This window comes from Nocardia sp. NPDC001965 (assembly GCF_053594175.1).
This window is the reverse complement of record NZ_JBSFDZ010000033.1, coordinates 1-21430: the sequence shown is the minus strand read 5'-3', so window position 1 is coordinate 21430 and position 21430 is coordinate 1. Positions and strand designations below refer to the sequence as shown.

Sequence of the window (21430 nt, the reverse complement as noted above, 5' to 3'; positions counted from 1 at the left end):
AGGATTCCTCTCTGCATGATGAAGCGCGGATACGACGACGAGTCAGGTTACCGACGCCGAGTCACGGTCGGGTAAGCCGGTTCGCCGAATCACGACGCCTGCAGGACGAACTGCCGTTCCGGTTCGCTCGACGGTGGTATCCGATCGCGCTGCAGGGCCCAGGACGCGATGTCGTGGAACAGCGGTGCCGCCGACTGCCCGCCGCTGCCGTCGGAACTGCGCACCGGCGCGTCGAGCATCATTCCGATCACGTAGCGCGGATCGTCCGCCGGCGCGATACCGGCGAAGGTGATCCAGTACGAGGAACTCGAATAGCAGCCGCAGTTCGGATCGACCTGCTGGGCCGTACCGGTCTTCCCGGCGATCCGGTACCCGTCGACGGCGGCCGCGGACCCGGTTCCCATCTGCACCCCGGTCGGATCGTTCTGCAGTACCGACTGGAACATGGTGCGCAGCACCCGCGAGGTCTGCGGGCTCACCACCCGCACACCTTCGGGAGCCGGCTCCTCGCTGCGGGTCCCGTCGGGCGCCACGGTCGCGCGCACGATACGCGGCGGTATCCGGACTCCGTCGTTGGCGATGGCCTGGTACATCCCGGTCATCTGCAGCGTGGTCATCGAAAGACCCTGACCGATCGGCAGGTTCGCGAAGGTACCACCGGACCACTGATCCCGGGCCGGCAGCCGCCCGGAACTCTCACCGGGGAGTCCGACCTCGGTTCGGCGGCCCAGACCGAAGCGTTCGAGCATATCGGCGAACCGGTCCTCACCCACCCGCTGCGCCAGCATGAGGGTGCCCACGTTCGAGGACTTACCGAAGATCCCGGTGGTGGTATACGGAGCGACACCGTGTTCCCAGGCGTCCCCGACGGTGACTCCGGACATATCGATACGACCCGGTACCTGGTGCACCTCGTCGGGCGTGGTGAGCCCGTACTCGATGGCCGCGGCCGCGGTGACCACCTTGTTCACCGAACCCGGCTCGAAGGGCTGGGTCACCGACGGGTTGTCCAGCCCGGCCGGATCCCAGTGCTGTGGACCGAGCGCCGGATTGAACGTGTTGTCGTTGGCCATGGCCAGCACCTGGCCGGTCTTGGCGTCCAGTACCACCGCGGAAGCCGATTTCGCGCCGGAGCGGTCTTTGGCCTGCTGTACCTGCTGCTGCACATGATTCTGCAGGTAGGAGTCCAGCGTGAGCTCGACGTTGTTCCCGTCCACCGCGGGCTGGCGGTCGCGGACGCTGCCGGGGATCACCGCGCCGTCGGAGCCGCGGTCGTAGGTGTAGGAGCCGTCGGTGCCGGCGAGTACCGAATCCAGTGAGGCTTCCAGCCCGACCCGGCCGTGGCCGTCCCAGCCGGTGGCCCCGACGATATTGGCCGCCAGCGCGCCGCCCGGGTAATCGCGCGGATCCTGCCGCTCGGTCCCGATCTCCGGGAATTTCGCCGTGATCTCGTCGGCCTTGCGCGGGTCGACATTGCGCGCCAGGTAGACGAAGGTCTGATCGCTGCGCAGTTTGTCCAGCAGCTCGGCTTCCTCGGGCCCCTCGTCACCGAGCACCTGGTGCACGGTGCGGGCGATATCGGCGAGCCGCAGATCGGGGTCGGGTGCAGTATCGTCCTTCGCCCGGGCGTCGGCGAGATCCTTGCGGACCCGGACCGGCTGGAAGTTCAGCGATTGCGCGGTGACGGTGAACGCCAGTGATTTGCCGTTGCGGTCGGTGATGGTCCCCCGGGTCGCGGGCAGGTCCTGATACGCGGTGCGCTGCCCGGCCGCCTGCGCCGACAGGGTCGGCGCGGCGATGGTCTGGATCCACAGCAGTTGCAGCGCCACCACGGTCAGCGCCACCAGCATGATCAACCGGCCCACGCCGAGCCGGACGCGGACCGGGCCGTTCGGCGCGGATCGCGAATTCGGGCGCGACCGCGTGGGCGAACGGGACCGCGCCGATTCGGCCACCGCGGCGGATTTCTGCTTCGACTTCCCGCGGTCGGCCGCGGCCCGGGATCTCGGCACGGAATCGCGGCCGCGCCCCGAGCCGCGCCGGTTCATCGCATCTCCTCACCCGCCGTAATGGGCGGCAACGGCGCGACCGGAGTGGGTTCGGTGGAACCGGGCACGTCCACCGGTGCCGGTACATCGGCCGGCGCGGGCGCCGCGGCCGCGCCCTCGACCGGAGCGGGAACAGCGGCCGGAGCAGCGCCCTCGGCCGGGGCGGGCTGCGGTATGCCCCCGTCGGCCGGTGCGCTCCCTTCCGGGGCCGGAGCCGGTACATCCGGCGCCGGAACGCCCGCGGCCGGCTGCGGCACCGGAGCGCCCTCGGCCGGCTGGGCCGCCGGAGTGGGATCGGCCGGCTGGGGCGCCGGAGTGGGATCGGCGCCGGGTGCCGCGAGTACATCGCCGGGACTCGGCGTGGCGGAATCCGACCGCGGCAGGGCCGGTACCGGCACGATCCGTTCTACCGGGGCGGCGCCGTTGCGGGGCGCCCCAGCGCGCGGCGGCCCGTTCAGCGGCGGAGCCGGCGGCCCCTGGGCGGGCTTCGGCTCACCGAGAACGGTGACCGTCCCGTCCGGGGCCACCACCAGCCGGGCCGGATCCCGGGCCGGGATCATGCCGAGTTCGCGTGCGCGGGTGGCGAGTTCGGGCGGTGAATCGGCCGCGGCGACCTCGCGCTGCAGGGCAGCGCGTTCGTCGGAGAGCACCCGGTTGGCCTCGCGTGCGTCGCTGAGCTGATAGCTGTCCTCGGCGGCCCGCGTGGTCAGTACCAGGGTGAGCGCGAGTCCACAGCCGAACATGGCCAGGATCGCGGCCACGAACGGACCCCGCCCCGCCAGTTCTGTACGCGGCGCGGCCACCGGCACCGCGCCGGGTCCGCCGACGCGCTGGCGGCGCCGGGCGTATGCCCGCTGCGCCGCACCGGATTTCACCCGCTCCGCATCGTGTACCCGCCGAGCCGGCCGCCCGGTTTCGGTACGTGTGCTCACGCTCATACCTGACACCCCCGTATCGGTGTGATTGCGCGCGGGATCGGCCCGCGCGCGTTTGTGCTGTGGTCCGTAATGCCCAGCCGGTGCTCCCCTGACACCACGACTTTGCGAACACCTATGCGATATCCGGATATCGCATGCACACCGTCGTACCGCAATCGCCCCACGCGGACAAGCGAATTCGCTGCTCCGCGGGCCGCTGCGGCACGGCCGGTGCCCGGGTTCATCCCGCCTCCTGCACGATCTTCTCGGCCGCGCGCATCCGGACCGGCGCGGCACGCGGGTTCTCCTCGATCTCGGCCGGACCTGCCTGTTCGGCGCCCCGGGTCAAGATGCGGAACTCCGGGCCCATACCGGGCAGCTCGACCGGAAGTCCCACCGGAGTACGGGATTTCGCGCGATCGGCCAGTTCGTGTTTGACGACCCGGTCCTCGAGCGATTGATAGGACATGACCACGATCCGCCCGCCCGGCCGCAGGGCCGTCAACGCGGCCGGTAGCGCCGCGCGCAGCGAGTCGAGTTCACCGTTGACCTCGACCCGCAGCGCCTGGAAGGTCCGCTTGGCCGGATGACCGCCGGTCCGCCGGGCGGGAGCGGGAATGGTGTCGTAGAGCAGGCTCACCAGTTCGGCACTGGTCCGCAGCGGTTGACGGGCCCGCCTGCGCACGATCTCGGCGGCGATCTTGTTCGCGAAACGTTCCTCGCCGTAGACCTTCAGGACCCTGGCGATCTCGCCCTGGCTGTAGGTGTTGAGCACATCCGCGGCGGTCGGGCCGGTAGTCGCGTCCATCCGCATATCCAGCGGCGCGTCCACGGAGTAGGCGAAACCGCGGTCGGCCTCGTCCAGCTGCATGGACGAGACACCGAGATCCATCAGGATGCCGCTCACCGACCCGGCGGCGGGCAGACCCGCCTGCCCGAGAGCCTCGGCGATTCCGTCGTATCGGGTGTGCACGAGTGTGATCCGGTCGGCATAGGGCCGGAGACGTTCGGTGCTGAGCGCGAGCGCGCGGGTATCGCGATCGAGACCTACGAGCCGAAGATCGGCATGGGTGCGCAGGAAGTACTCGGCGTGACCACCGAGCCCGAGTGTCGCGTCCAGATAGACAGCTGCCGGTGCGTCGAGTACCGGGTCGAGCAATTCGGCTGCGCGGGTGAGCAGAACAGGGACGTGTCGTGTGCCGTGCTGCTCACGGTTCAAATCGACCTCCCGGATCCGTGCCTCGCTCCGTGACGACCCGATCCGGGTCGCGCCGCGACCGTGTGTATGCGGATCACCGGCGCCGAAGCGGGCGAACAATTGATTGCGCGAGATGCGGCCGCCGCCGCTCGGTCCGGCGCGCTCACTATGTGTGCACCAGAAGGAAATCGGTGACGTTACGAATGCCGCGGGGTCTCTGACCGAAGCGGCACCTGGCGTCGGGGAAGTACGTCAGGGTCCGCATCCGGGCAGAGGCCGCGTGGCACTCGCGCGGGCTAGAAGATTCCGCCCAGTGCCTCGTCTCTCGCTTGCGCGTAGTCCTCCTCGTGCTCGGCGAGGTAGGTCTCCCACGCCTGCTTGTCCCATATCTCCAGGAAGTCGACCGAACCGATGACCGTGCAGTCGCGGGTGAGGTTTGCGTACCGGCGATGTTCGGCCGACAGTACGATCCGGCCCTGCGAATCCAGCCGCTGTTCGTCCGTACCCGCTGCCAGCGCCCGGACGAACGCCCGCGCCTGCGGGTTGCTCCGGGATGCCGACGCGGCGCGCCGGGCGAGCGCACTGAACTCGTCCTTCGGATAGACGGCAAGGCTGTGGTCCTGTCCTTTGGTGACCATCAACCCTCCCGCCAGATCGTCTCGAAACTTCGCGGGCAACGTGAGTCGCCCTTTGTCGTCCAGACGAGGTGTGTAAGTACCGAGAAACAACCCGATACCTCCTACCGGACCACCTCGAATGGTGTTGACCGGCTACGCCGGTCGAGTGCCTCACGGCCTCTCCTGTAGTGCGCGCTCCACATTACCCCACTTTCCCCCACTTTCAATCGAAACACGGGGTGATGTGGCTCCCCGGCCGATCGATTTCGCAGGTCATCCCAGCTATCACCGGCTGGGTGAACTTTTCGCGGGCTCTGCCTCCTTGCGCGCGTCCACCGCCGACGGCTCCGGCGGGCTCCGTCAACTTCCAGCAAACCCCCTGTTCACACCCAGTCGGACGGGTGGGTGGGGCGCGGTGGAGGATCCCGGTGGGGCGGGGTGGGAAAAGGTGGCCGGGATAGCTCGGGACGGCTCACGTGTCCCGCCCGCCGACCGGCGGGACACCGTGGTGAACCGGCCGGACGCGGCGAAGGACAGCGATGCCGCACCGGGGATCCGGTGCGGCATCGCTGGGTGCTCGTATCGCCGATCCGATCGGCGCAGCGGTTACTCCTCGAACCTTCTGCGGAAGCGGTCCTCCATCCGCTCGGTGAACCCACCGGAGCGCCGCGGGCGGCCACGCCCACCGGCTCGCTCCGACGATCCGGTCCCCGATGATTCGCCCGGCGAACCGCCGCCGCGGCCCGGCGAACCGCCCTTGGCGCCGCCGAGCAGGAGCAGCACTCCCGCGCCGAACATCACGATGAAGCCGATCAGACTGATGATCGGGAAGCCGCCGGGTCGCACCGGAAGGGCGATACCCGCGACGAGTAGGACAAGGCCGAGTACGAACAGGGCCGCGGCCTGGAGTCGACGACGACTCGAGGTCGTACGAAGACGTCCGCCGCGGACTGATGACGCGAACTTCGGATCCTCAGCATAGAGAGCGCTCTCGATCTGTTCGAGCATGCGCTGCTCGTGCTCGGAGAGTGGCACGGTACCTCCCCCGGCACTAGGACGTGGCTGTCGCCTCCGGGTAGGCGACAGATAACCCCTTGGCGGCTATCTGTCATCAATGATACGAGTTCGCCAAGAGCGGTACCACCATATGGGTGCAGCCGAACGAAGTTCGTCGCCGGATCGATTCCGGCGAGAGCCGAATATCGAGGTCCGGCGGCCGCGGCTAGCGTGGCGTGTCGTCACCCGCGGCACGCAGCCGCGCGGCGGGTGCGATGAGATCCTCGACGTCGTGCAGGAAGGCAGTGACCCGCGAGGAGAACTCGTCGGCCCATTCCTCGTCGATCTCCCGGGGCAGACCGGCCTCCAGTGCCGCTCGCGTGGCGGAGTGACCGCTGAAATAGTCCGCCCACATCACGAATTCGGGTGCGGCGCGCTGCAGCATGATCCATGCGTTACGCGATCGTGCCCGCGGCGCGGTGTCCGCGCCGGTGAGTGCGAGTACCGCTCCGGCGCCGCGCAGCGCCGCCAGATAGGCGACCCGGAATCGCTCGCGGGGATCCCGCTCCCCCGCGGCCTCCATGAGCAGTCCGTCGGCGCGCCGCAACAGCATCCCCGCCCGTCCCGGTTGTACCGGGTGAACGCTTCGATCCGACATGGCCGTCCCTCCGTATCTCGCCCGTCACACCCCGCGGCGGTCCACCGGTATGGCAGGCTGAGCGTGCACCGTGGGGGCCGAACAGGCATTCGAACGTTTGGCTCGAGCTTGAATATAGAGACGACCACCGACATGTTCGTGTGCTCGAAACCGCAGCTCCACCCCCACCGACCGCGAAAGAGCCCACCGATACTCCTATGACCGCCGTCAAGTCGAACCATCTCCCCGCTCCGGTCGTCGTCGACCTCTCGGTCACCGCGCTGCGCGCCCGATTGCACGACGCACTGGCCGTCTATGTCGCAGCCATGGAATACCCGCACGGTACCGAGCACCATCGCGCGCCGATGTGGACCGAACACACCCATCGCGCCGGCTGGCAGGCGGTCGCCGCGGTGGTCCCCGAGGACAACGGCGAGTTCGACCTGCGCCGCTCCCCGATCGTGGCCATCGCGTACGGGTACCGGGGCGGCCCCCATCAATGGTGGCAGCAGCAGGTGCACGCGGGTATGCGCCGGACCGGCTGGCCGGAACCGGCCGCCCAGCAGTTGCTCGGCGACTATTTCGAACTCACCGAACTCCATGTGCACCCGAGCGCGCAGGGCCGTGGTATCGGAGCGACCCTGCTGGAGCGCCTGCTCCGGGACCGGCCCGAGAACGCCGTGTTGCTGTCCACCCCGGAGGCCGGCGAGGAGGACAACCGGGCCTGGCGCCTGTACCGGCGGATGGGTTTCCGGGATGTGCTGCGCGATTTCGTCTTCGCCGGCGACCACCGGCGCTTCGGGATCCTCGGCCGGTCGCTGCCGCTGCTGCCATGAGTGTGCTGGTCATCGGTTCCGGTCACAACGCGCTGGTGGCGGCCTGTTACCTGGCCCGGGAGGGCCACCGGGTCCGGGTACTGGAACGCGATACCGTGCTGGGCGGGGCGGTATCGACCGTGGCGCGATTCCCGGGGCACCGCGTCGACCGGGGTTCCTCGGCACATCTGATGGTCCGGCACACCGGGATCATCGAAGAACTCCGACTGGACAGGTTCGGACTGCGCTACCTCGACTGCGATCCCTGGGCCTTCGCACCGGCCTGTCCCGACACCGGGGCGCCGCCGATCGTGTTCCGGCGCGACCTCGACCGGACCTGCGCCTCGGTGGCCGCCGCCTGTGGTGAACGCGATGCCGACGCGTATCGCCGGTTCGTCGGGGTGTGGGAACCCCGGGCCCGGCGGGTGATGCGCTCGTTCGGCGGCGCACCGACACCCGGCCGGCTGCTGCGGTCGTTCTGGGGGCTGGACGCTCGCGACGGTGGCAGCGCACTGTCCCGGGAGTTCCTGCAATCCGGTGACGCGCTCCTGGACACCTGGTTCGACGACGAGCGGCTGAAGGCGGCACTGGCCTGGTTCGGCGCCCAGTCGGGGCCGCCGATGTCGGAACCGGGGACCGCGCCGATGGTGGCCTTCGCGGCCCTCATGCACACGCTCCCCCCGGGCCGGGCGATCGGCGGCAGCGGTGCCCTCACCGAGGCACTGGTGGCGCGATTGAGCGCCGACGGCGGCGAGGTCGTGGCCGGCGACGCGGTCACCGCGCTGACCCGGCGCGTGGGCGGCTGGCGGGCCGGCACCGCGTCGGGACGCGAATACGATGCCGCGACGGTGATCGCGGGTACCCATATCCTCACCACCCTCGACCTGCTGCGTGCGGGCGGATTCGATCCGGAACAGCTCGAACGCTGGCGGCGGCGGATCCGAGTCGGCCCCGGGATCGGGATGGTGGTGCGGGTCGCGGCAAGCGCACTGCCGCGGTACCCGGGCGCGTCGACCGCCGACTCGGCAACGGGACTGCAGTTGCTGGTGGCCGATCGCCGCCACCTGGCACTGGCCCACGGCAGCGCCCTGGGCGGCCAGCTGCCGCCGCGACCGGTCGTGCTCGCCATGAGTTTCAGCGCGCTGGATCCCAGTATCGCGCCCGCGGGTCAGCATCAGCTGTCTCTGTGGTCGCAATGGCATCCCTATCGGCTGACCGACGCGGGCGGCTGGCCTCGGCACCGCGAATCCGAGGCCGACCGGATCATCGCCGAATTGGATCGGCACGCACCGGGTTTCGCCGACTCGGTACTGGACCGCCATATCCAGACTCCGCTGGATCTCGAAGACGAGATGGGATTGCGCGGCGGCAATGTCATGCATGTGGAGATGAGCCTGGATCAGATGATGCTGTGGCGGCCGATCCCGGAACTGGCCGGGCAGCGGGTGCCCGGCGCCCCGGGTCTCTACCTGACCGGCGCGTCGACGCATCCCGGCGGCGGTGTGTCCGGGGCGAGCGGGCGCACCGCCGCGCGGCTGGTGCTGCGGGACGGCCGCGGGATGCGCACGTGGCTACGCCGCTGACAGGCCCGGGAACGCGCACCGTGCGGCGCCGCGACCTGCTGCCGGCCGGTCTGTTGGTCGTACTCGTCGGGACACAGATCGCCTATCCGCTCACCGACGGCACGGCCCGCGACGCGGTGACGGTGGCCGTGGTGCTGTTGTCGGCCGGTACCGCGCTGCTGCACGCCGCGGTGACCCGTGGCATCCGCTACGCGGCCGGGTTCGCGGTGATCGTCTCCGGAACCGGGCTGGCGGCCGAGGCCGTCGGCACCGCGACCGGGATTCCGTTCGGGGCCTACGACTACGCGGACGGCCGGATCGGACCGGAACTGTTCGATGTACCGCTGGTCGTCCCCCTCGCGTGGACCGGCGGCCTGTATCCGATCTGGGTAGTGGCGGGCCTGCTGTGTGCCGCTCCCGCGGTACGGGTCGCCGCCACCGCGGTGGGCGCGGTGGGCTGGGATCTCTTCCTCGATCCGCAGATGGTGGCCGATGGGCAGTGGCGGTGGGCGGTGACCGATTCCGGGCTGCCGGGTCTCGCCGAGATCCCCTGGACGAACTATCTCGGCTGGTTGGGGGTGGCGGCCGTGATGGCCGCGGCGCTCACCGTCCGGGAACGATCCACGCCCCCGTCCGATCGGATCGGCGTCCCCGTCCTGATGTTCCTGTGGACCTGGCTCGGCTCGGCGCTGGCGCACGCGGTGTTCCTCGGCCTCCCGTACTCGGCGGTCTACGGCGGTCTCGCGCTCGGCATTCTCGGGGTTCCGCTGCTGGTCCGGCTCGTGCGCGACGCCACCGGCCGCGCGACCGAGCAAGATCGGCGAACCGTCGGGCCCGTCGCATGGCGTGGGTGAGTTCCGGCCTGGCACCATGTCATCCGTGCCTCCGAGTCCCGTTACCGCGAAACCCGGCTCCCCGCTCCCCGCTCCGCGCACGCGCCGCCGCCTGCGGACGCGGGTAGCCGCGGCCGTCGTCCTGGCCGCCCTGCTCACGCCCGCGCTGGCCGGCTGCCTCCGGGTCCAGGCATCGATGGGCCTGTCGTCCAACGACCGGGTCTCGGGCCGGATCGTGGCCGCGGTCGTACCGGAGAACAGCGAGGACAAGGGTCCACAGCTCACCGCCCCGGACGCCCTGGCCACCAAGGTCCGCATCGAGCCGTACAACCAGGACGGATACATCGGCAGCGAGGTGTACTTCGACGATCTGAACTTCGGCGAGGTCGAACAGCTCTCCCAGATGTCGGAGCAGGCGCAGGGCCTGTTCGACCTGAAATTCCAGCGCAACGGCGATCTGGTCAGCCTGAACGGCCGGGTGGATCTGGAGACGCTGGCCCCGCACGGGTCGGATGTGCAGTTGAGTGTGGCCTTCCCGGCCCGGGTCGCCAAGACCAACGGCAACCGCGAAGGCGATTCCGTGGTCTCCTGGAAGCTGCCCGCCGGCGAGGTCAGTACCGTTCGCGCCGAGGTCGGTTATGCCGATCCGAACACCCGTTCCTTCGCGGGCTGGGCCGGGATCGTCGGCGGAATCACGCTCGCGGTCGCCGCCGTCGTCATCGCGCTCGCCTATGTCGACCGCAATCCGCCCGCGCCGGGCGGGCCGACCGGATTCTCCCTGCGCCGCTGGTGGGAACAGGTCAAATCCGACGCGTGAGATCGGTGCCGCAAGATCCACGGGCCCGGGTCCGGCGGATGGTGAGCCTGGGCGCCGGTATGGCCGTGGGCGGTGCCGCGCTCGCCGTCTGGAACCGGTTCACCGTGCCCCGGCTGTCCGCTGCCCCCGCCCCGGTCACCGAATCCGTGACGGTCTGTGTCCCCGCACGTGACGAGGTCGCGCTGCTACCGGGCCTGATCGGCGATCTGCGTGCGCAGACCGGTATCGACCGGATGCGCATCCTCGTCCTGGACGACCTCTCCACCGACGGCACCGCCGCGGCGGCCCGCCGGGCAATGGCCGGCGACCCGCGATGCGAACTGATCCGCGGCACCACCGGCCCGCCACCCGGCTGGACCGGCAAGGCGGCCGCCTGCACCGCGCTGGCCGAATACGCAGCGGCCGCCGGCGCCGCCCCCGGCGTACTGGTTTTCCTGGATGCCGATATCCGGCTCGCACCGACCGCGCTGGCGGCGGCGGTACAGCGGCTCCGGCGCGAGGGTCTGGCGCTGCTGGCGCCGTGGCCGCGACAGCGCGCCGAAACTGTGACCGAACGGCTGGTGCAACCCCTGCTGTGCTGGTCGTGGGCCTCCACCCTGCCGGTGGCCCGGGCCGATCGCGGCACCCGGGCCTCGACCGTGGTCGCCTGCGGTCAGTTCCTGGTGTTCGATACGGCGGCCTACCGGGCGATCGGCGGGCACCGGCCGGTGGCCGGCAGTGTGACCGAGGACCTCGATATCGCCCGGGTGCTGCGACGCGCCGGCCATCGGAGCGCGGTCGCGGCGGCGGGCGAGCTGGCGCAGACCCGGATGTACCGGAGCGCCGACGAACTGGTGGCCGGTTACCGCCGCTGGCTCTGGTCGGCCTACGGCGGTACGGTCGCCGGCGGCGTGGCGGTGGGCGCGGTCGCGGCGTGGGCGTACTGGCTGCCCCCGCTGGCTGCTCTCCTGGGTCGCGGCCGCCTGCGCCGGACCGGCCTGATCGGTTACGCCGCCGCCGTCGCGGGCCGGCTGCTGGCCCGTGACCTGGAAACCGGACGGCGGCCGGGCCGGCGCGACCTCATCGACGCCCTGGCGCACCCGGCGTCGGTCGCCACCTACCTCCTACTGTGGCAACACTCACACCGCGCCCGCCGCCGCAACGCCCTGACCTGGCGGGGACGCCCTTTGACACCCCGCCAAGAGCTGGATTCTCGCTGATTCTTGGTCTTGTGCCCGCGCGGTAACCGGCCGGATGATGAACCCGCCCGGCACGACCGGCGGGCAGGGCCGTCGCGGCCCGGGGTTTCGAGGAGGCGCCACCATGACCATCGTCGGCCACACCAGCGTCGATACCACCTGGACGCAATGGCTCGAGCGCTTCTCGGTCCGACTGCGCAGCCCGCACGGCACCGGCGACCCGCTCGCCCGGCACCACCTCGGCGAAGCACCGGAACAGTTGCCGGGTCTGCCGGGTACCTGGTGGGTGATCGACGGACGCGTGTTCATCGCCGCCAAACCCGGCGACCGGCTGGATCACGCCGGCGAACGGATCGCCGGTATCGAGATCCTCGATCCGGTCGACGGCGCGCCCGGACTCGTCCTGCGTCACGACGACCGCGCGCTCGAGGTGGTCCGCCGGGACGACCTCATCGCGGTCAACGTGTACGCCCACGCCGACTGAACGCCGGTCAGGCGCTGAGCGGCGCGGCGGTGACGCCGTAACCCAGGTTGGTGAGCACCTCGCTGGTCGCCTTGGCGAAGTTCAGGGTGATGAAGTGCAGGCAGGGGGCGCCCTCGGCGATCAACCGCTCGCCCATCTCGGTCGCGATCTCGATCCCGGCGGCCCGGACCGCCGCACGGTCCTCCTCCGGCCCCGACCCGGCGGCCAGCCGCAGCCGCTCCAGCACGCGGCCCGGTAGTGGCCGGCCACACAACTCCTCGGCTCGTTCCACCGTGCGCAGCGAGGTGATCGGCATCAGCTCCGGAATGATCGGCTTGGCACCCTCCACCGGGTCCAGCGCCGCGATCCGATCGCGTAGCCGCAGGTAGTCGTCGACATCGAAGAACATCTGCGTGATCGAGTACTCGGCGCCGGCACGCAATTTCGCCGCCAGGTACCTCGTATCGTGGTCGAGGTCGACAGAGCGGTGGTGACCCTGCGGGAACGAGGCCACGCCGACGTGGAAATCGCCGAGATCGCGCACGATCCGGACCAGTTCCTCGGCGTACTCCACGCCGTCGGGGTGGCGATGCCATTCGCCGAGCGGATCGCCCGGCGGGTCGCCGCGCAGCACGAGGATATTGCTGATGCCGGAATCGGCGTAGGCCCCGACGATCGATCGCAGTTCGGCGACGCTGTGCCCGACCGCCGTGAGATGACCGACCGGCAGCAGGGTGGTCTGCAGGGCCAGTTCGCCGGTGACCCGGACCGTGCGGTCGCGGGTGCTGCCACCGGCACCGTAGGTCATCGAGACGAATGCCGGATGCATCCGCTCGAATGTGCGCACCGCACGCCACAGCCGCTGTTCGCCCGCCTCGTCCCGGGGTGGGGAGAACTCCACAGAGAAGGGCACAGCGCCGCCGGCGTGCCGGCCCAGGCTCTGCACAACCGAAGGCGTCGCGGAGACGTCCGGTGACGTGGGAGACGGCCGGCCAGGGGTCGGGAGTCCCCGCGCGTTGTCGAAAGTCACCGGCTCAGTCTAGAGCCGACCCTCTACCCGGCCCTGACTGTCTCCCGCGGCGCCCGCCACCGGATCCCGGCCGAGGCCCGCGCGCGGCGTATTCTGCGATCAGGTCCCGCCGCTGCGGCGGGCGAACGTGGGTCGTTCCCGCAGTACCGGCGCCGCCGGGCTCCGGCTGCCGCCCGCCCCGCGAATCCAACGAACTGGGAGGTCACCCTGTCCGCCGGAACCGGTACCCCGACCCGGCCGGGTCCCACCTCGGCCATTCCCGGGACAGCGGCCTTCGTGACCGCCGTGGAACAGGCACTGACCGATTTCTTCGGCACCCGCCACGATTCGGTCGCCGAACTGGGACCGATGTTCGCCGAGAGCGTCGAGGCACTCGAATCGTTCACGCTGCGCGGCGGAAAACGCACCCGGCCGGGTTTCGCCTGGATGGGCTGGCTGGGTGCCGGCGGCGATCCCGCGAGCGCCGGGGCGGCGGCGGTGCTGCGCGCGTGTTCGGCCCTGGAACTCGTGCAGGCCTGTGCGCTGATCCACGACGACATCATCGATTCCTCCCGTACCCGGCGCCGGTTCCCGACCGTGCACGTGGATTTCGAGCAGCGGCACCAGCGTGCCGGGTGGTCCGGCGATTCCGCGCACTACGGCGAATCGGTGGCGATCCTGCTCGGTGACCTGGCGCTGGCCTGGGCCGACGATATGGTGCACGACGCGGGTCTCGATCCGGCGGCCCTGGCCCGGTTCGCCCCGGTATGGGCCCGGATGCGTACCGAGGTGCTGGGCGGCCAGCTGCTCGATGTGCACGGTGAGGCCAGCGGTGACGAATCGGTGGCCGCCGCGCTGCGGATAAACCGGTACAAGACCGCCGCCTACACCGTGGAACGCCCGCTGCATCTAGGCGCGGCGCTGGCCGGGGCCGGCCCGGAGCTCATCGCCGCCTACCGCACCTACGGGACCGATATCGGGATCGCTTTCCAGCTCCGCGACGATCTGCTCGGGGTGTTCGGCGATCCGGCGGTGACCGGTAAGCCGTCCGGTGACGATCTGCGCGAAGGTAAGCGGACCGTCCTGGTCGCCGAGGCGCTGCAGCGGGCCGGCGAGACCGACGCGGCCCGGACCCTGCGCAGCGCGATCGGCACCGACCTCGACGAGGAACAGGTGGGTGAATTACGCGCCCTGCTCATCGAACTCGGCGCGGTCGACGCGGTGGAGGCGCGGATCGCCGCGCTGACCGATCAGGGCCTGACCGCCATCGACGCCAGTTCCGCCACCGCGGAGGCGAAGACGCGCCTGCGCGAAATGGCTCTGGCCGCCACCCGGCGCGCGGCATGACGCGCGCCGTCCGGGTAGCCACAGGGACCGATCGCCGCCGGCCGACGGGATGCCCGTGAAATCGGTGACCGGCCCGGCGAGCCGGGTGGTCGTGGTCGGCGCGGGATTGTCCGGCCTGTCCGCGGCGCTGTATCTCACCGGCGCGGGATGCTCGGTGACTCTGGTGGAGCGCGCCGATCATGTGGGGGGCCGGGTCGGGCGCTACCGGTTCGCCGACTACGAGATCGATTCCGGGGCGACCGTGCTCACCCTGCCCGAGCTCATCGACGACGCGCTGGCCGCTGTCGGGGCCGATATCTCGAATACGGTGCCGCCGCTGCGCATCCGGTCGCTGGACCCCGCCTATCACGCTCGTTTCGCCGACGGATCCGAACTCCGGGTCTTCGCCGACCCGGACCGGATGAGCGCGGAGGTGGCACAGACCTGCGGACCGGACGAAGCGGTGCGGTACCGGCGGCTTCGGCACTGGCTGGGCCGGGTGTACCGGGCCGAATACGACGAATTCCTGGCGGCGAACTTCGATTCCCCCCTGGATATGGTGCGCTACCCCGGGAAACGGGCAGCCCTGGTCGAGCTGATCCGGCTCGGCGCCTTCGGACGGCTCGGTAACCGGGTCACCCGGACACTGCGCGATCCCCGGCTGGCCCGGCTGTTCACATTCCAGGCGCTGTACGCGGGCACGGCGCCTGAGCAGGCGCTCGGCGTATACGGGGCGATCCCCTACATGGACACGGCGCTGGGCGTCTACTTCCCCGACGGCGGAATGCGGTCGGTCGCCGAAACCCTGGCGGGCGCCTTCACCGCGGCGGGCGGCCGCCTCGAACTCGGCACCGAGGTCTCCGGGCTCGACTATCGCCGGCGCCGGGCCCACCGGGTACGCCTGGCCGACGGCCGGGAGCTGCCGTGCGACGCGGTGGTCCTCACCGCCGATCTGGGTTCGCTGGATCGCTTCGGCGTCCGCCCGCGCCGCGGGCTGCGGGCCTCCCCGTCGGCGGTCGTCGCCCACGGCACCGTTCCCGCCGCCGTCGCCGAAAGCTGGCCGGTACAGGCACATCACACCATCGATTTCGGCGCGGCCTGGGCGGGTACCTTCGCCGAGATCACGCCGCGGCGCGGCGGGCGTCTCATGAGTGATCCGTCGCTGCTGCTGACCCGGCCCGCGCGCAGCGATCCCGGCCTCTACCTCACCCGCGGGCAGACCCGGTACGAACCGTTCTCGCTGCTCGCGCCCTGCCCGAACCTCGATTCGGCCCCGCTGGACTGGGACCGGCTCGGCCCGTCCTATCTGCGGGAACTGCTCGCTGTGCTGGAGCAGCGCGGATATCGCGGCATCGCCACGCAGTTCACCGTCGACCGGCTCGACACGCCCGCCACCTGGCTGGATCAGGGCATGCTCGCCGGAAGCCCGTTCTCCGCCGCGCACCTGTTCCGCCAGACCGGCCCCTTCCGCACCCGGAATCTCGCGCGCGGCAAGGAGAACGTGGTCTTGGCCGGATGCGGGACCACCCCGGGGGTCGGTGTGCCGACCGCGCTGCTGTCGGGAAAACTCGCGGCACAGCGCATTGTGGGCGAGAATCGCGGTGCCCGGACGCGCGCCCCCGCGACCGTCCGGCGGCCTCCCGCGACGGAAGCCGTAAACTGAGCGCCGACCTATTCGCCCGCGGTTGCGACCGCCGACCACCCAGGGGGGACCGACACCGGATGCCAGCCCCCCATATGCACACCACGACCACCACTGTTCCCGTCGCCGATACCGGCACGGCGATCTCGGATCCGCAGCTCGCGCGGCCGGCCGGACGTGCCGGATTCGCGCCCGGGTTCCGGGGTTGGCTGCGGTTCTGCGCCGACTTCCTGCGCAGCCCGGAAGGCCATGCGGCACTGCTCGGATTCGCCGGCGCCGTGATGATCACCTTCGGCGGTTTCGGCGCCGGCGGCGTGCGGAAACGCGATCCGCTGCTCGAAGCGGTCCATCTGTCCTGGCTCCGGTTCGGGCACGGGTACGCCCTGTCGATGATCTGTGTCTGGGCCGGAGTGCTGATGATGGTGGCCGCCTGGGTGCGGCTCGGCCGGATAACCCTCGGCTTCGGCGGCCACACCGGTGAGGTGCGGCTCAACGAGCTGCGTGCCATCGTCGGAATCTGGATCGCCCCGTTGATGTTCGCGGTACCCATGTTCAGCCGCGACGCGTACTCCTATCTCGCCCAAGGCGCGCTGCTGCGCGACGGATTCGACCCGTATCAAGTGGGCCCGGTCGCCAACCCGGGCATCCTGCTCGACAATGTGAGCACCGTCTGGACCACCACCACCGCGCCCTACGGTCCGGTGTTCCTGCTGATGGGTCGCGCGATCACCGCGGTCACCGGGGAAAGCGTGGTCGGCGGGACGATCGCGTTGCGCTTCGTCATGCTGCCCGGTCTGGTGCTCATGATGTGGGCGGTGCCCTACCTGACCAAACATCTCGGCGGCCGGCCCGCCGTCGCCCTGTGGCTGGCGGTGCTCAACCCGCTGGTGCTGATCCATCTGATCGGCGGCGTACACAACGAGATGCTGATGGTCGGCCTGATGTGCGCCGGGATCGCGCTGGTCCTGGAACGCCACCATGTGGCGGGGATCGTGGTGGTGGCGATCGGCGTCGCGATCAAGGCGACCGCCGGTATCGCGTTGCCGTTCCTGGTGTGGATCTGGATGTTGCACGAACGGGACCGCCGCGCCGAAGACGGCCAGCGTGCCGCCCTGGCCACCAGCAGCCGTGAGTTCCTGGCCCACCACTGGAAGATGTTCGCCAAGATCGCGAGTCTCGGTCTCGCGGTGTTCGCGGCCGTCTTCGTGGCGGCTTCGGCGATCGCGGGGGTGGGGATCGGCTGGCTCACCGCGCTGTCGGGCTCGCGCAAGATCATCAACTGGCTGTCACTGCCCACTGTTATGGCGCACGCCGTCACCTGGATCACCCCGTTCGGCCTGGATTCGACCCTCGAGGTGACCCGCATGCTCTGCATGCTGGCGCTGCTGGTGCTGCTGGTGTGGACATGGTGGCGGTTCAAACTCACCGAACGTGACGCGGTGCTCGGCATCCTGATCGCCTTCGTCGCGATCGTGATCCTGTCGCCTGCCGCTCTGCCCTGGTACTACTCGTGGCCGCTGGCGCTGGCCGCCGGCTTCGCCCTGTCCACCACCACGCTCATGACACTGGTCGGTGTCTGTACGTGGCTGATGCTGGTGTTCCAGCCCGACGGTTCGATCGGTCTGTACAACTTCTGGCATGTAGCGGCCGCGACCTTCGCCTCGGTGGTCGCCGCGCTCTCGCTGCGCACTATCGACCCGCTGCGATTGCGCGGCACACCCCGCGCGGTCCCCGTCCCCACCCCCGCGGTCACCACCGGTCTGTGAACCACGCGAGTCCCGGCCGGTCCGACGAACAATCGCTGTCGACGAGTCACGGTGCCGGGCCGGGTGACTACCGGCACTGCCGCCGGATCGCCGCGGCGCACGGCCGTACCTACTTTCTGGCGACCCGGCTCCTCTCGGCCGACCGCCGGCCCGCGGTGCACGCGCTGTACGCCTTCGCCCGGACGGTGGACGATATCGTCGACGCTCCGAACGGCCCCGCCGATAGCCCGGGCGCGGCAGTCACCACGCTGGACACCGTCGAGTATCGGCTCCGGACCGCATGGTCGCACCCCGGAGATGCCGGACCCCCACCGGTCCGGGCACTACCCCCGGAATTCGACCGGGTGGTGGCGCCGCTCACCGACACCGTCACCCGATTCGCGATCGAACCCCGGCACTTCTGGACCTTCCTGGACTCCATGCGCATGGACATCCCGGGATCCCCGCTGTTCCGCAACCGCTACCCCACGATGGCGGCTCTGCACGAGTACATGCGCGGGTCGGCCGCGGCCATCGGTCTGCAATTATTGCCCGTACTGGGCACCGTCTGCCCGGTGGCCGAAGCGGAACCCGCGGCGGCGGCGCTCGGCAACGCCTTCCAGCTCACCAATTTCCTGCGCGATATCGGCGAGGACCTCGACCGCGACCGGATCTATCTCCCGGCCGCGGATCTGGCCGCGTTCGGAGTGGACGAGGCACTGCTCGCCGACGGCCACCGCACCGGCCGCACCGATAGCCGGCTGCGCCGGGCACTGGCACATCTGATCGCGGTGAACCGCGAGCTGTACCGCGACGCGCAGCCGGGAATCGAACTGCTGAGCCCCCGCGTGCGCCCCGCCATCCGCACGGCCGCGACCCTCTATGCGGCCGTCCTCGACCGTATAGAGGACAGCGGCTACGCCGTCTTCGCGCAGCGCGCAGTGGTACCGCGGCACCGGCGGCTGCGGCTCGCCGCGGGCGCGGTACTGGGTGGCTGAACCTCGATCAGATCGGTTCCGCGGCAGCCCGGCGGAGCACCTCACGCGCCAGCGGCCCGTGCAGCGCCTCCACCGGTTTACCCGGCAAGGTGTCGTCGTCGGTGAAGATCCATTCCAGGATCTCCTCGTCGGTGTACTTGGCGTCACGCATCACCGTGATCAACCCGGGCAGAAATCTCAGCACAGCGCCGGTGTCGTCGAAGAAGATCTCCGGGATCCCGGCCACGCCGTCGCGCCGGACGGCCAGCAGTTGATTGTCGCGCAGCATCTGATGCACCCGGGTCACCACAACGCCCAGTTGTTTCGCGACTTCGGGCAGCGCGAGCAGGGGTACCGAGGCGGGCAGGACATCGGTACTGCAGGGGAAGGCACTCACGGAAGACAACCGTAGACGCTGCCCGCCGCCCCGCCGTGACACACCCGCGCCGACCCGGCCGATACCATCGACAACAGCCGCGCGGGGCGGCCACCGTGTGGACGCGGTAGGAAAGTGGAGAGGTTCGTGACAGCCGGAACAGAATTGATCGGTGCCGTACTCGACCGGCGCTACCGGATCGACGCACCGATCGCCCGCGGTGGGATGTCGATGGTGTTCCGCGGTGTGGACACCCGCCTGGGCCGCCAGGTCGCCATCAAGGTGATGGACCCCAAGTTCGCCGGTGACCCCCAGTTCCTGAGCCGTTTCGAATTCGAGGCCCGCGCGGTCGCCGGGCTCAAACACTCCTCCCTGGTCGAGGTCTACGACCAGGGCATCGACGGTGATTACCCGTTCCTCGTCATGGAGTTGGTACAGGGCGGCACCCTACGCGAACTGCTGCGCGAACGCGGCCCGATGCCCCCGCACGCGGTGCGCGCGGTAGCCGAACCGGTGCTCGCCGCGATCGGTGTCGCGCACGACGCGGGGCTGGTACATCGTGACGTGAAACCGGAGAACGTGCTCATCTCCGATTCCGGCGATGTCAAGATCGCCGACTTCGGGCTCGTGCGCGCGGTCGCCGCCGCCAATACCACCTCGGCCAGCGTCATCCTCGGCACCGCGGCGTACCTGTCACCGGAACAGGTGACCTCCGGAAGCGCCGACTCGCGCAGCGATGTGTACGCGTTCGGGATCCTGATCTTCGAACTGCTCACCGGCCGGGTGCCGTTCACCGGCGACAACTCGCTGTCGATCGCCTATCAGCGGGTGGAGAACGACGTACCGAGCCCCAGCGAGTTCATCGCCGGCGTACCGCCCGAATTCGATCGGCTGGTCGCCCGCGCCACCGCCCGGGAGCCCGGACACCGATTCGCCGATGCCGGCGAAATGGTCGCCGAACTACGCGCCGTCGCCGCCCGCCTGGATCTGCCCGCCTACCGCGTACCCGCGCCCCGCGAGTCGGCCGAACACACCAGCGCTCGGCATCCGGTCACCCGGCCGGCCCCCGAACCCGCTATGGTCGCCGGCCCACAGGCCACCCGGATGGTGACCACCGCCCGTCCCCGGAACGAGCCGCCCGCGCCTACCTACATCCCCCCGCAGCAACCCACCCAGTACAGCGCCTATCAGGAGTCCCGGGCCAACCATCGGCGCAACGGCATGATCTGGGCAGCGGTGGTGGTGGTGCTGACACTGCTCGTCGGAATCGGGGGCTGGTGGCTGGGGATGGGCCGCTACGCCACCGTCCCCTCGGTCGCCGGGATGACGCTGGAGAAAGCCACCGCCGAGCTACAGGACGCCGGATTCGCGACCGGCACCCGGGACAAGGCCTCCGATACCGTCCCGGTCGGCGGTGTTGTGGGTACCGATCCCGGCCCGGGCGCCCGCGAAACCAAAGGCTCCACTGTCGACGTTCTGGTCTCCAGCGGAAAACCCCAGGTACCCGCGGCCTCCCCCGGGGACGATTGGGACCGTGTCCAGCAGCTGATCCGTGATCAGGGCCTGCAACCGGTCGACGGCGGCGAAGTCGCCAGCACCGCACCCGAGGGAACCCTGGCCCGGATCGACCCCGGCCCCGGCACCGTCCTGCCCGCCGGCGCCCGGGTACAGATCTGGAAGAGCAACGGATCGAAGCCTGTCCAGCTACCGGACCTCCGCGCCGCCACACCGGAGCAGGCCAGGCAGAAACTCACCGACCTCGGACTCACCGTCAGCGGCGAACGCCCGGTCTACGACAAACTCGTCGAAGTGGGCCGCGTGGTCGGCACCGACCCGACCGTCGGCACCACTGTCGACGCCGGTTCCTCGGTGACCCTGCTGGTCTGCGAAGCGGTCACCATGCCGTCGGTTATGGGCAAGAAAGTGTCCGACGCCCGGCAGACCCTGGAATCTCTGGGCCTGACGGTCCAGGTACGGCAGCTGGCCCCGTTGGACTCCTCGGCCGTGGTCTCCCAGAATCCGCCGGCGAATGCCAATGTGGAGCCCGGGACAACGGTCACCATCGTCGCCTTCCCCTGACAGACCACTCTCGGTAAGGACAGCCGACAACCCCGACCCCGGTCCCCGGTACGCGCGAGCCCGCATGCAGACGAATATCGAATGCCCACGCAACCCGCGTGCGTCGAGTTTTACGAGACACCTCAAAGGGTTGAGGCCCGTCTCGCCGTTCAGGCCTCGAAGCGCATGCGCCGAAGGCGCGAGTCTCGAGGCCTG

Annotated in this window: 19 protein-coding genes; 11 read left to right on the top strand and 8 right to left on the bottom strand. The window is 70.1% G+C overall.

Annotated features, from left to right (window positions below):
* Positions 1-89 precede the first annotated feature (89 nt).
* From ACWCPQ_RS29200 to ACWCPQ_RS29175, 6 genes are all read right to left on the bottom strand, one after another.
* Entirely contained in the window at positions 90-2048 is a 1959-nt protein-coding gene (locus ACWCPQ_RS29200; protein WP_449904827.1) for a peptidoglycan D,D-transpeptidase FtsI family protein, read from the bottom strand.
* Positions 2045-2980 carry a hypothetical protein gene (locus ACWCPQ_RS29195; RefSeq protein ID WP_449904825.1) on the bottom strand — a complete coding sequence of 312 codons (936 nt, stop codon included), beginning with the start codon at positions 2978-2980 and terminating at the stop codon, positions 2045-2047. Before ACWCPQ_RS29195 ends, ACWCPQ_RS29200 begins: the two co-directional genes overlap by 4 nt.
* A 226-nt stretch (positions 2981-3206) precedes the next feature.
* Positions 3207-4199, bottom strand: coding sequence for a 16S rRNA (cytosine(1402)-N(4))-methyltransferase RsmH (rsmH, locus tag ACWCPQ_RS29190; protein ID WP_449904869.1), 993 nt, complete (start codon positions 4197-4199; stop codon positions 3207-3209).
* 260 nt (positions 4200-4459) lie between these two features.
* A complete protein-coding gene (gene mraZ, locus ACWCPQ_RS29185; RefSeq protein ID WP_039823743.1) occupies positions 4460-4891 on the bottom strand; it encodes a division/cell wall cluster transcriptional repressor MraZ in 432 nt (143 codons plus the stop codon).
* Between the two features lie 495 nt (positions 4892-5386).
* Positions 5387-5815 carry a DUF3040 domain-containing protein gene (locus ACWCPQ_RS29180; RefSeq protein WP_449904823.1) on the bottom strand — a complete coding sequence of 143 codons (429 nt, stop codon included), beginning with the start codon at positions 5813-5815 and terminating at the stop codon, positions 5387-5389.
* 187 nt (positions 5816-6002) lie between these two features.
* Positions 6003-6389, bottom strand: coding sequence for an SAV_6107 family HEPN domain-containing protein (locus tag ACWCPQ_RS29175; protein ID WP_449904868.1), 387 nt, complete (start codon positions 6387-6389; stop codon positions 6003-6005).
* A 242-nt stretch (positions 6390-6631) separates the two neighbouring features.
* Here ACWCPQ_RS29175 and ACWCPQ_RS29170 point away from each other — a divergent pair, with 242 nt between their 5' ends.
* The 6 genes from ACWCPQ_RS29170 to ACWCPQ_RS29145 all read left to right on the top strand — a co-directional run bounded on the left by ACWCPQ_RS29170 (position 6632) and on the right by ACWCPQ_RS29145 (position 12102).
* Entirely contained in the window at positions 6632-7249 is a 618-nt protein-coding gene (locus tag ACWCPQ_RS29170) for a GNAT family N-acetyltransferase (RefSeq protein WP_449904821.1), read from the top strand.
* Entirely contained in the window at positions 7246-8811 is a 1566-nt protein-coding gene (locus tag ACWCPQ_RS29165) for a phytoene desaturase family protein (RefSeq protein WP_449904819.1), read from the top strand. Before ACWCPQ_RS29170 ends, ACWCPQ_RS29165 begins: the two co-directional genes overlap by 4 nt.
* A complete protein-coding gene (locus ACWCPQ_RS29160) occupies positions 8796-9644 on the top strand; it encodes a carotenoid biosynthesis protein (protein ID WP_449904817.1) in 849 nt (282 codons plus the stop codon). The genes ACWCPQ_RS29165 and ACWCPQ_RS29160 overlap by 16 nt, the downstream gene beginning before the upstream one ends.
* 16 nt (positions 9645-9660) lie before the next feature.
* Complete coding sequence (locus ACWCPQ_RS29155; RefSeq protein WP_449904815.1) at positions 9661-10440, top strand: LppM family (lipo)protein; 780 nt, start codon at positions 9661-9663, stop codon at positions 10438-10440.
* Between the two features lie 38 nt (positions 10441-10478).
* A complete protein-coding gene (locus ACWCPQ_RS29150; RefSeq protein ID WP_449904866.1) occupies positions 10479-11639 on the top strand; it encodes a glycosyltransferase in 1161 nt (386 codons plus the stop codon).
* Positions 11640-11742: 103 nt separating this feature from the next.
* Complete coding sequence (locus tag ACWCPQ_RS29145; protein ID WP_449904813.1) at positions 11743-12102, top strand: hypothetical protein; 360 nt, start codon at positions 11743-11745, stop codon at positions 12100-12102.
* A gap of 7 nt (positions 12103-12109) precedes the next feature.
* Here the strand turns inward: ACWCPQ_RS29145 and ACWCPQ_RS29140 are convergent, their stop codons facing one another.
* Positions 12110-13111, bottom strand: coding sequence for a methylenetetrahydrofolate reductase (locus ACWCPQ_RS29140; RefSeq protein WP_449904811.1), 1002 nt, complete (start codon positions 13109-13111; stop codon positions 12110-12112).
* 207 nt (positions 13112-13318) lie between these two features.
* On the opposite strand from ACWCPQ_RS29140, the gene ACWCPQ_RS29135 reads away from it, so the two are divergent.
* From ACWCPQ_RS29135 to ACWCPQ_RS29120, 4 genes are read left to right on the top strand one after another with little or no spacing between them, the layout of a single operon-like run.
* The gene (locus tag ACWCPQ_RS29135) at positions 13319-14437 is read left to right on the top strand and encodes a polyprenyl synthetase family protein (RefSeq protein ID WP_449904864.1); all 1119 of its coding nucleotides are present in this window, start codon (positions 13319-13321) and stop codon (positions 14435-14437) included.
* 49 nt (positions 14438-14486) lie between these two features.
* A complete protein-coding gene (crtI, locus tag ACWCPQ_RS29130; RefSeq protein WP_449904809.1) occupies positions 14487-16079 on the top strand; it encodes a phytoene desaturase family protein in 1593 nt (530 codons plus the stop codon).
* Positions 16080-16138: 59 nt separating this feature from the next.
* Positions 16139-17824 (top strand): alpha-(1->6)-mannopyranosyltransferase A, encoded by a 1686-nt coding sequence (locus ACWCPQ_RS29125; RefSeq protein WP_449904807.1) that lies wholly within the window; start codon positions 16139-16141, stop codon positions 17822-17824.
* A 35-nt stretch (positions 17825-17859) separates the two neighbouring features.
* On the top strand, positions 17860-18801 hold the full coding sequence (locus tag ACWCPQ_RS29120) for a phytoene/squalene synthase family protein (protein ID WP_449904862.1): 942 nt from the start codon (positions 17860-17862) through the stop codon (positions 18799-18801).
* A gap of 7 nt (positions 18802-18808) precedes the next feature.
* On the opposite strand, the gene ACWCPQ_RS29115 is transcribed toward ACWCPQ_RS29120, so the two are convergent.
* Positions 18809-19177: an Rv2175c family DNA-binding protein gene (locus ACWCPQ_RS29115; protein ID WP_449904805.1), complete on the bottom strand. Its 369-nt coding sequence runs from the start codon at positions 19175-19177 to the stop codon at positions 18809-18811.
* Between the two features lie 144 nt (positions 19178-19321).
* On the opposite strand from ACWCPQ_RS29115, the gene pknB reads away from it, so the two are divergent.
* The gene (pknB, locus tag ACWCPQ_RS29110; RefSeq protein ID WP_449904860.1) at positions 19322-21235 is read left to right on the top strand and encodes a Stk1 family PASTA domain-containing Ser/Thr kinase; all 1914 of its coding nucleotides are present in this window, start codon (positions 19322-19324) and stop codon (positions 21233-21235) included.
* Positions 21236-21430: the final 195 nt, after the last annotated feature.

Coding starts and splice junctions, on each gene's coding strand:
- ACWCPQ_RS29145 (WP_449904813.1), top strand. CDS start 11,743: ATGACCATCGTCGGCCACACCAGCGTCGATACCACCTGGACGCAATGG.
- ACWCPQ_RS29155 (WP_449904815.1), top strand. CDS start 9,661: ATGTCATCCGTGCCTCCGAGTCCCGTTACCGCGAAACCCGGCTCCCCG.
- crtI (WP_449904809.1), top strand. CDS start 14,487: ATGCCCGTGAAATCGGTGACCGGCCCGGCGAGCCGGGTGGTCGTGGTC.
- ACWCPQ_RS29200 (WP_449904827.1), bottom strand. CDS start 2,048: ATGAACCGGCGCGGCTCGGGGCGCGGCCGCGATTCCGTGCCGAGATCC.
- ACWCPQ_RS29165 (WP_449904819.1), top strand. CDS start 7,246: ATGAGTGTGCTGGTCATCGGTTCCGGTCACAACGCGCTGGTGGCGGCC.
- ACWCPQ_RS29150 (WP_449904866.1), top strand. CDS start 10,479: ATGGTGAGCCTGGGCGCCGGTATGGCCGTGGGCGGTGCCGCGCTCGCC.
- ACWCPQ_RS29125 (WP_449904807.1), top strand. CDS start 16,139: ATGCCAGCCCCCCATATGCACACCACGACCACCACTGTTCCCGTCGCC.
- ACWCPQ_RS29170 (WP_449904821.1), top strand. CDS start 6,632: ATGACCGCCGTCAAGTCGAACCATCTCCCCGCTCCGGTCGTCGTCGAC.
- ACWCPQ_RS29175 (WP_449904868.1), bottom strand. CDS start 6,389: ATGCTGTTGCGGCGCGCCGACGGACTGCTCATGGAGGCCGCGGGGGAG.